The organism is Bhargavaea sp. GQ12 (assembly GCF_059758705.1).
Map to the genome: position 1 here is coordinate 58896 of NZ_JCAXEU010000017.1, position 8416 is coordinate 67311.

The window sequence follows — 8416 nt, forward strand, 5'->3', positions numbered from 1 at the left end:
CAACCTCTCCCTCTTAATCTTTCTTATTATTCGCGTTGAAAGCGGCAGAAAAAATCACGGAATAGGTGATGGCGAATGAGAGTCCGAGTGCCCAGCTGTCCAGTGCGATTCCTGTGGATATTCCGAGCATGAGTCCAATGGGAATACCGGCCCAGTTAAATGACCTCTTAGACTTTTCTTCCATTTACGCTCACTCCCTTACCCGGTTATACGGTTTGAACGGTAATTAAGTTTCGGAATTTTCAGTGTATATGATTCTTGTATGGACATTGCTGGGAAATAGAGTATTAATATAGAAGGAGAAGATTGGAAAGGAGCGCTCACTATGCCGGTCGCGTCGGAAGTCCTTGAGGGAACCAGGCTTTTATACATATTCAATCTATTGAAGGCAAATGTTGTACGCAATCGGCGTACGATGACGGTTGTTCTGCTGATACCGGAGGAGGCAGAGGACAGGACAGCTGTGCAGCTGAAGCAGCTCGCCCGTACAACCGATCTGCTGTTCCGGACGGATATTCCTGGGGAATGGGGCCTTCTTTTGCCGATGAGCGGAGCATCCGAGGCAAAAGGCTTCCTCAACCGCCTGTTCCGGGAAGTTGGAGAGATTAAGGCGGCGGTTATGGAAGTCGTGCATCCGGACGTGGAACTGAAAGCTGCACTGGAAAAGATGCGGACCGTTGCCGGCAAAGAGGAGCAGGTATCAATAGTCGTTGACCCGGAGTTCAAGCGCCTGCCCGAAGAGGTGAAAGTAACTGTTCTAGACCCAGACGACTTATTCCGAGAAGTCCTGGGGACGGCACTGGGTCAACTGGAAGTCCCGAATGTCCGACTGGATATCCGTACATTCAAAGACGGGCAGTCGTTCCTTGAGTCAGGATGGGCACGTTCCGCGCATCCCCACCTGGTTGTTATGAACGACCTCCTCCCGAGACAGAACGGGCTTGATGTCCTGCACACACTTCGCGCCATGCCGAATGATGAGAAGTTCATCATTCTGATGATGACCAGGCGGCAATCCGAGGAGGACATGACCTATGGCTATGAGAGCGGAGCGGACGGCTACCTGACGAAACCATTTAACCTCCGGCTGTTTGAGGCACAGGTAAAACGTCTTTTTGCGAGGCTGTGGTCATGATGGCGGTACCGATCACGGTGGTTTTCTGGGCTGTGGTGGCCATGCTGTCACTCTTGGCGGTGCTCACGATCTATCTGTTTGCCGCACGGTGGGTCGAAGACAGGAAACAGGAGGCCGCAGTGGCTTATGTGGAGCGGAATCGGATCAAGTGGTACCGGGTGCTTCGCGGACTTGAAGAAGCGGATGCATCTTTGGTGCCCGAAAATGAGGCAGAACGGATGGCGGTCGAGGAGATATTCCGTTCCTATATGAAGAATTTATCCGATCCGGAGATCAACGGCCGGATTCGTGGGTTTGCGGAGACGTACTTGGCGGACTTATATAGAAAAAATCTGAGAAGCCGGGACTGGAGCACTCGGATGAACGCGCTGTACCGGATAGAAGATTTTAAGATCAGCAATTTGCTTGAGGACTTAAGGAAGCTGGATCGCAAGAAGCTGTCCGCCGAAGAAACCTTCCAGTTGCTGATGATCGAGTTGCAGTTTGAACCTGACCTCTTCTTGGAACGGACAGAAAGACATCTTGGGAAACTGACGGAATATGAGGCCCGTCAGCTGTTTTTCCTAATGCCGGACCACCTGTTTGAGCAGGCGGGAAAACGCTTTCCGGATCTGGAGCCGGTGCTCCGCTACGCGCTCATCGAAGTGCTTGGCATGCGGCAGGACCTCGCTAAACTGCCATTCCTTGAAGGACTGCTGGATAGCCCGGATGACGAGACCCGTATCCGGGCACTGCGGGCAATCGATGCATTGGGAATCAGGACTCCGGACCGGATATTGAAGCAGGCGATTAACTCGACTGTCTGGGAAGAACGTTTTCTGGCGGGGAGAATGCTTCACCGGCTTCATCCCGGAGAGGCGGCCGTATTTGCTGAGCAGCTCAAGGAAGATCCGTCATGGCTTGTCCGTCAGGAAATCTTGACACTTTCGAAAAAAATCTATGGCGCGAAGACTGCCGATCAAAATGATGGAGAGGAGGTATCCGGGTGGAGACGGTGATTGAATTCATCATGAAGCTTTTCGGCGGGCTGATTTTCATTTATATGCTGGTGGTCATCGCGACGTACAGCGCGATGTTCCTGTTCGCGTTCACCGACCTCAGGCGGCAGCGCCGGCTGGACCGGAGGGAGTCGGATGACCGGTTTATCCAGGCTTTTTATTCCAAGCCGGTGTCGATCCTTGTTCCGGCCTATAACGAGGAGGCGGGAGTGGTCGGGAGTATCCACTCGCTCCTCAACCTGAATTATCCGCAGACAGAGTTGCTAGTTATTGATGACGGTTCAACAGACGGGACGGCTGCCGCAGTCATCCGGCGTTTTGATATGGTCCTGGCGGAAAAACCTGTGAATCCACAAATCTCTACGGCAAGGGTAACCGAGCTTTATCGCTCCCGGATCCATCCGAACCTCTGGCTGATCCGTAAGGAGAACGGCGGCAAGGGAGACGCATTGAATGTCGGCATCAACTATGCGCGCTTCCCTTATTTCTGCACCATCGACGGTGATTCCATCTTGGATGTGAATTCCCTGATCCGGGTCATGAAGCCGATCATGACATCGGGAGGCAAGGTGGTCGCGGCCGGCGGGAATGTGAGGATTGTGAATGGCATGGCGGTTGACCACGGTGTCGTTTCGGAGATCCGCATGTCCGGGCGACCGCTTGTCGTCATGCAGGTCGTGGAGTATTTGCGGGCATTCCTGATGGGCCGGATTGCGCTGAGCCGGCTGAACATGGTGCTGATCATTTCCGGTGCTTTCAGCGTATTCTCGAAAAAATACGCGATTGAAACCGGTGGCTATAACACTGAGACGATTGGTGAAGACATGGAGATGGTCGTGAAAATCCAGCGGCTCATCAAAGAAAGAAAAGAAGACGCCCAGGTGGAATTTGTTCCGGATCCGGTGTGCTGGACGGAAGCGCCGCAGACACTCAGCGTCCTCCGCAGGCAACGGAGGCGCTGGCATCAGGGTCTCCTGGAAAGTCTTTGGCAGCACAAAAAGATGACGCTGAATCCGAAGTACGGAACGGTCGGAATGCTGTCGTTTCCGTATTTCTGGTTCGTCGAATGCCTGGGGCCAATGATCGAGTTGGGTGGTTATCTATACGTCATCACTGCGTTTTTCATGGGCGGAATCTATTATGAATACGCGGTGTTGCTCATGCTACTGTTCATCTTGTATGGAACGGTGTTCTCGGTCGGTTCGGTGTTGCTTGAGTCCTGGAGCCTGAATGCCTTTCCGAAAAGGCGGGATGTGCTGCGAATGATGGCCTTGTCGCTTACAGAAGTGGTCTGGTACAAGCCGCTGACCCTGTTCTGGCGGGTTGAGGGTCTTGTCCGTTCCATGTTCCGCATCCGCTCCTGGGGCGACATGGAACGGGTCGGTGCAACAAAGGGGATGTCTGAATGAAGAAGTTTTATCTGATTGTCGCAGGGGTACTGATCGTTCTGATCCTGCCGGTCCTACTCTGGTTTATGAAGGACAGCCGTCCCCTTTCTGTCACTGTGATTGATAAGACAGTGCCGGATGAAACGTATCGGGAGCACCTCGGACTCAACTGGGTGCTGAACCACTTGAAAATCCGGAAATCCGGGGGCGAGGACTACGCCTACGCGACCGATTATTCGGGGTTCGATCCGGTTCAAAAACAGGAAGATCCGCTGCCGGAGGACTACAGTGATACAGACTTGATTTATCTGGCGGATACATATGGGGTGTACGAGGAGGATTTGGGGACAGAGAGAAAAGGTGCCCGCTCTGAAAAGGTTTATGGAGGACTTCAGGCTGATGAATGGTCAGCAATTGAAGAAAGGTTACGGACTGATGATCCGGTTCTCCTGATCGCCGAATACAATACATTCGCTTCCCCAACGGAATCCGAGGTGCGTGAGAAGGTGATGCGTACGCTCGGGGTCGGCTGGGATGGATGGACCGGCAGGTTTTTTGACGAGCTGGACTACCGTGAAAACGAGGAAATTCCGCAACGGGCCGTTGATGATATGGACGGGGAGTGGAACTATTCCGGACCCGGTTTTTTGCTTGTGAATGATCTCGATAGCTCGATTGTTGTGCTGGAGCGCGAGAAACATCTGACCGGTGAGGGCATCCGCCTGGCCTTTACGGAAGAAGGGAAGGAACGCTTTGGCATTGACCGCATTACCCGATACGATTACTGGTTTGATATCGTGGTCCCCGAAGAGGGCGGCGTGGCCTTGGCAGAGTATGATTGGGGGCTGACCGATGAGGGCCGTGAAGTTTTGGAGGAGCAGGGAATCCCGGCAACGTTCGCGGCAGTGATCGGAAAACAATCCGGAGAAGCGAGGACATTGTACTTCGCCGGTGATTACAACGATGTTCCGAAAGTGCCCACCTTCTATCAGATGAAAGGCTTGCCCAGCGTGTACCGTGTATTGAATGCATTTTCGGATGATGCGTTTTACTGGTCGGCCTATGTGCCCATGATGAGCGCGCTTCTGGAAGGATTTGACGAAGAAGAGCGGATTGCTGAAAAAGAGACGAAAGATGGCCCGAATCAGATATCAAGAATGTCCGGAGACCGGTTGGAGGTGTTCTCAGATGGAGAATGGGCGCCAATGACGGTGAAGGGCGTTAACATCGGCATGGGCAAGCCTGGCCATTTTCCGGGAGAGGCGGCCATCACCGAGGAAGAATATTACCGATGGTTTGAAATGATCGGTGACATGAATGCCAACACCATACGTGTATACACCCTCCACCCGCCGGGCTTTTATCGCGCCTTGAAGGCATACAACGAGTCGCATGACAACCCGCTTTACGTGATGCATGGCGTCTGGATCAACGAGGAAAAGCTGGTGGAATCACTGGATGCATTCGAAGAGGAGAATCTGACTGACTTTCGTGAAGAGATTCATCGGATCGTCGATGTTGTCCACGGTAACGCCGACCTGCCTCACCGACCGGGTCATGCGTCCGGTTATTATGACGCAGACATCTCGGAGTGGGTGAGCGCATGGTTGATCGGGGTTGAATGGTATCCGTACATGGTTCAAGAGACAAACGGCAAACATGCCGGAATCGGTGATTTCGAAGGGGATTATTATCGGACGGAAGGCGCGAGGCCATTTGAATTCTGGCTTGCGGAGCAGATGGAATGGATGTCGGCCTATGAATATAAGGAATACGGGGCGCTTCGGGCGATGAGCTTTACAAACTGGGTCACGACGGATCTGCTGGATCACCCTGCAGAATCCGCTGAGCAGGAGGACCTTGTCCCGGTTGATCCGAATCTGATATACACGAAGGGCGTGATGGAAAAAGCCGGCATGTTCGCGTCTTATCATGTCTACCCGTACTATCCGGACTTTCTGAACTATGAGCGGCGCTATCTGGAATTCCGCGACCACCGGGGAGAGCCGAATAACTATGCCGCCTACCTAAAGGAACTGCACGAAGCGCATCGTATGCCTATCCTGATCGCCGAGTTCGGGATTCCGGCATCGAGAGGGAGGACCCATGAAAATCCGTTCGGCTGGAATCAGGGATTTATGTCGGAGAGGCAGCAGGGGGAAGTACTGCAACACCTTTATGAAGATATTATTCAGGAAGGCATGATGGGTGGCCTGATCTTTACCTGGCAGGATGAGTGGTTCAAGCGCACGTGGAATACGATGGACTACGACAATCCTGACCGCAGGCCATTCTGGTCGAATGCCCAGACGAACGAGCAGCAGTTCGGTCTCCTCAGCTTTGACCGGCTGAAGGTCAAGGTTGATGGGGAGGTATCTGACTGGAAAGGGGAACCGTTGTATAAGAAAGAGGATGGAGCGATTCGGGCGGTGTATGTCGACCACGATGAGCGGTATTTGTATGTGCGGCTTGATGCACAACCCGGAGAAGAAGGGCATCCGGTTGTGCTCTTGGATACAGTGCCGGATCAGGGGAACACAACAATTGATGGAGTAGAGGGTGCGGCATTTTCAGACGGCATGGAGTTCATCGCTAATCTGAATGGCGAGGAATCCCAGCTCCTGATCGATCCGTACTATGATTTCCACCACTATCTGTATGGAAAGAAACTCGGCATGATCCCGGATATTGATCGGGTAAATGACAGCGGCCGGTTTATCCCGGTTGAATACACACTAAACAAGGAATATCTGGTTGCCAACGAAGACCGGACGATTCCGTTCACAACTTATGAAACAGGAAAATTACGTGAAGGCAACGGCAATCCGGAATCTCAGGACTATGATTCCCTTGCCGACTATTTTGTAGGGGAGGGCGTGATCGAACTGCGTCTTCCCTGGCTGCTTCTTCAGTCAAAGGACCCGAGCATGAAAGAGTTTATGGGGAATCTCGCTGAAGATGGGGAATCGGCCAGTGTCATCATCGACCAGATCGGCCTAGGTGTACTGATGGTCGGAGAAGACGGCGGAGTTGTCGATTCACTGCCGGAGGCTGATTCAGGAAAGATCGGCCCGTTCAAGGGATACACCTGGAATAACTGGAATCTGCCGGAGTCGGAGGAACGGCTTAAGCAGTCGTACGAGATCATCAAAAAAGCATTCGAAGAACAATGAGGAAGCAGAAAACCGGCCGCGGAGGCCGGTTTTTTGTGGATGATCAATCTTCCTCATCCTCTTCTTCACTTTTCCTGAACACGATCGAAAAGATGATCGCGATTCCGGCACCGACGGCGAAACTGTCCATGGCCGCTCCGATCAAAAGGCCGAGCAGCACGCCGAGAAGTATGGCGGGTGCGCCGGTTTTATTAAATTTGTCCATGGGGCTTCACCTTCCGTTCGGGGTTTTTTCCATTTTCTCATAGAAACGTTGGAGAGGGAATGATTGAAGTCGTTCCGCTCTTTCGCGTTATAATGGGGGGACTTGGAATGGACGGAAGGGGTGTCAAACAGATGGACAGACAGCAACTGATCGACTATATCGCTTCGACGACACATTTATACGGGATGGTTCCCTATGAAAAGGTGGCGGAAATCTATACGGAACAGACGGGAGACCGGGTAAGCGCGGAAGAGGTAAGGCAACTGGCCCGGGAGTCCGAAGAAGACATGAACCGGATGTTCGTATGGGCTGAACCGGAATTCCTGGCCCACGATACCGTGATGCAGGAAGACGAAGCGGAGCTCTATCTTGAAGCGACGAAAGGAAAGCCGTTTTATGTGCCGGAGGCGGAGGAGCTGCTCCGGTACCGGGACGACAACTACATCGAGATGACGCCACAGGCGCAGGCGTTGGACAAATTCGTGAGTCAGCGTCTTTTGTTTGATGATGAGGAGGTAGCGGAGCTACAGGGATGGATCCAGTCCGCAGCGAATCGGGCAGAGGGAGATGCGTTGCAAAACCTGATCTCGGTTCTCCGGGCGGGAGATTATTTTGGGCAGATGGATCCGGACGACTTTGAAGACCTGATGCGCTACTCCGCCCACGTGTACAACCATGTCCGGAGCTGGGCGCACCGCGGCCATACACCATATGAGGTAGGGGAGGAGATCCTTCTCGGCATGCCGCGTCCGGAGCTGGACGGGAGTGTTCAGGAGAAAGTCGACTATATCCTTGCGCTGACTCATCTTTGGGGAATCGCGCCGGTCACGAAGGTGCGGGAAGTGTTTAATCAGCAAAACGGGACGGCACTTGCGGACTCGGACTTTGCGGCGGTACTGAAGGACCCGTCCGCTGCCGAGTGGCTCGACCGCGGATTTGTCCATGTGAAGGGCGACCGATTTATCCACGAAGAGCTGCTGGATCCCGAGCAGTTCGACTATTACTCGAAGCAGGCGAACGGCAAGCCGTATTACGTGCCGGAGAAAGAAGAGTTGTTGCTGTATGTGGACGCCGATCATTATGAAGTCACACCGGAATTGGGGAAATTCCAAAGGTTCGCGGAGCGGAAGCTGTTCCTTGGTGAGGAAACCCGCGCCAGCAACTGGGTCGACTATGCCCAGTACCTCGCTGCGTCGAATACGCCGCCCGCACAGGCGATGGGTCTGCTGCTGGACGATGAAGGCATTGTGTTTGATGACGACAAGCAGGCAAATGAACTGATCGGCCTGTTCTTCGACATGGTGAACGCGACCCGGATGTGGGAAAATCGCGGTCACACGCCGAATGAGATTAGTGGAAGCGGTGGACTGAAGGTGCTGTCGGGCGGAGCTTCAGGGTCTGCTGGAGCCGGACAGCCCGTTGTTTCCGATAAAGTCGGCCGAAACGACCCGTGTCCTTGCGGGAGCGGGAAGAAGTATAAGAAGTGCTGTGGGAAGTAAAGTGGATGGGTGACGGTT

7 protein-coding genes are annotated in these 8416 nt (G+C 53.3%); 5 read left to right on the forward strand and 2 right to left on the reverse strand.

What is annotated here, in order from left to right; all coding sequences use genetic code 11:
• Positions 1 to 13: 13 nt before the first annotated feature.
• Entirely contained in the window at positions 14 to 184 is a 171-nt protein-coding gene (locus AC6CHQ_RS13565; RefSeq protein WP_498081814.1) for a hypothetical protein, read from the reverse strand.
• 141 nt (positions 185 to 325) lie between these two features.
• On the opposite strand from AC6CHQ_RS13565, the gene AC6CHQ_RS13570 reads away from it, so the two are divergent.
• The 4 genes from AC6CHQ_RS13570 to AC6CHQ_RS13585 are packed head-to-tail and all read left to right on the forward strand — an operon-like array spanning position 326 to position 6694.
• Positions 326 to 1135, forward strand: coding sequence for a response regulator transcription factor (locus tag AC6CHQ_RS13570; RefSeq protein WP_092049825.1), 810 nt, complete (start codon positions 326 to 328; stop codon positions 1133 to 1135).
• Positions 1135 to 2133 carry a HEAT repeat domain-containing protein gene (locus AC6CHQ_RS13575; RefSeq protein WP_498081815.1) on the forward strand — a complete coding sequence of 333 codons (999 nt, stop codon included), beginning with the start codon at positions 1135 to 1137 and terminating at the stop codon, positions 2131 to 2133. Before AC6CHQ_RS13570 ends, AC6CHQ_RS13575 begins: the two co-directional genes overlap by 1 nt.
• The gene (locus tag AC6CHQ_RS13580) at positions 2121 to 3542 is read left to right on the forward strand and encodes a glycosyltransferase family 2 protein (protein ID WP_498081816.1); all 1422 of its coding nucleotides are present in this window, start codon (positions 2121 to 2123) and stop codon (positions 3540 to 3542) included. Before AC6CHQ_RS13575 ends, AC6CHQ_RS13580 begins: the two co-directional genes overlap by 13 nt.
• Positions 3539 to 6694: a hypothetical protein gene (locus tag AC6CHQ_RS13585; RefSeq protein ID WP_498081817.1), complete on the forward strand. Its 3156-nt coding sequence runs from the start codon at positions 3539 to 3541 to the stop codon at positions 6692 to 6694. Before AC6CHQ_RS13580 ends, AC6CHQ_RS13585 begins: the two co-directional genes overlap by 4 nt.
• Positions 6695 to 6737: 43 nt before the next feature.
• Here the strand turns inward: AC6CHQ_RS13585 and AC6CHQ_RS13590 are convergent, their stop codons facing one another.
• A complete protein-coding gene (locus tag AC6CHQ_RS13590) occupies positions 6738 to 6899 on the reverse strand; it encodes a hypothetical protein (protein WP_498081818.1) in 162 nt (53 codons plus the stop codon).
• Between the two features lie 107 nt (positions 6900 to 7006).
• Here AC6CHQ_RS13590 and AC6CHQ_RS13595 point away from each other — a divergent pair, with 107 nt between their 5' ends.
• Positions 7007 to 8398, forward strand: coding sequence for a YecA family protein (locus tag AC6CHQ_RS13595; RefSeq protein WP_498081819.1), 1392 nt, complete (start codon positions 7007 to 7009; stop codon positions 8396 to 8398).
• The last annotated feature ends 18 nt before the right edge of the window (positions 8399 to 8416 follow it).